This window comes from Pelagicoccus mobilis (genome assembly GCF_016595505.1).
GTDB classification, from domain to species: domain Bacteria; phylum Verrucomicrobiota; class Verrucomicrobiia; order Opitutales; family Opitutaceae; genus Pelagicoccus; species Pelagicoccus mobilis.
The window spans coordinates 1-1,115 of record NZ_JAENIL010000142.1 but is presented as its reverse complement, the minus strand read 5'-3'; the positions used below and the strand labels follow the sequence as shown (position 1 = coordinate 1,115).

Genomic DNA, 1,115 nt, shown 5'->3' with positions numbered 1-1,115 from the left:
TTTCTTGAAAGCCACTGAGGTCGCGACTGATGGAATGAAGAGTGCGAGCAGGGCAAACTGGAGGAGTCTGATTTTCATCTTATCTGCATATCGTCTCTATGATACAAGAGTGAAAGGAGCGGAGCGACTGTAGCGAATTGTATCCATAGAATGGTTAACTCCTACTTCTTGTCTATGATACTTAACCATTCTAGAAATTCCTCGCTGCCTTCTTCCTTAACAATGCCATACCAGCTGGAATTGTCACCTTCGGAGGTGCGGTCCATTGTCATGAATACGTGATGGGTCTCAGTGTCGACTACTACCGATTCATCCACAATCTTTGATTTCGAAACAGCATCGATCTCGCTAAAGCCGTTCCAAAACTTACTCAGGTCTTCATTGCTAATTTCAAAAGTATTTTTTTCTACTTTTCCGTTTCGATCCACTGTAACCGTCACAAATGCGGGCCGACCAAAAGCTGTGAGAACAATCTTCTTCTTCGTGTCTTCCTCGCCGTCGTACATGTATTGGACGATCAGTGTGGATTGATTGTCGATGGCAGGCACTAATGGCAGCGAGACCCAAATCAGGATCAGTGCCATAATGTTGCGGATTCTCTTATTCATTTAGTTAACGACTAGCGGAGTCGGCGGCCGTAGGCCGTTGACTCACGCGCCTGGTTCACAATATCAATTTTCCCTTTCGGTCAACTGAGTAGCCCAAGGCCTCAAATGCCTGAGCATAACTCTCGTAGGCGTATCCAAATGTCCAAAAACACAGAAACTTTGGAGCGGCTTCTGATGTATGGATTATCTCAGTACCGCAGCAAAACAAGATCCCGATCCTTTTCTTTACTCTGATAATCTCATCTTTTCTCAGAGTTATCTTCCTTCGATAGACCGACCAAACATCGACAAGTATCTCAACCCCTTCTTTTGACACTGTCAGATTCGCAAACGGCCACGTAGCGTTCTTCCACACGAAATCGCTATCCTTAAATCTTAAGCCGCCTGTTATCGTTAAATCCATTTGTCTGTGAACGCAGAGTCCTCACGCGGAGGGGGCGGCAGCCCCCGGAGTTGTGAGCGACGACTTGATATGCTCTTCTTTCTTTTCGTCTTCCCAAACTGTGT

Annotated in this window: 2 protein-coding genes; both read right to left on the bottom strand. The window is 45.9% G+C overall.

All coding sequences use genetic code 11. The features are described 5' to 3' along the window. Positions 1 to 161: 161 nt before the first annotated feature. Positions 162 to 584: a hypothetical protein gene (locus JIN87_RS27955; RefSeq protein WP_200360042.1), complete on the bottom strand. Its 423-nt coding sequence runs from the start codon at positions 582 to 584 to the stop codon at positions 162 to 164. A gap of 79 nt (positions 585 to 663) precedes the next feature. Next, on the bottom strand, positions 664 to 1,011 hold the full coding sequence (locus JIN87_RS27950; RefSeq protein ID WP_200360040.1) for a hypothetical protein: 348 nt from the start codon (positions 1,009 to 1,011) through the stop codon (positions 664 to 666). Positions 1,012 to 1,115 lie beyond the last annotated feature (104 nt).

Bases quoted from the DNA above. Each gene is read 5' to 3' on its own strand.
- JIN87_RS27955 (WP_200360042.1), bottom strand. From the start codon at position 584: ATGGCACTGATCCTGATTTGGGTCTCGCTGCCATTAGTGCCTGCCATC.
- JIN87_RS27950 (WP_200360040.1), bottom strand. From the start codon at position 1,011: ATGGATTTAACGATAACAGGCGGCTTAAGATTTAAGGATAGCGATTTC.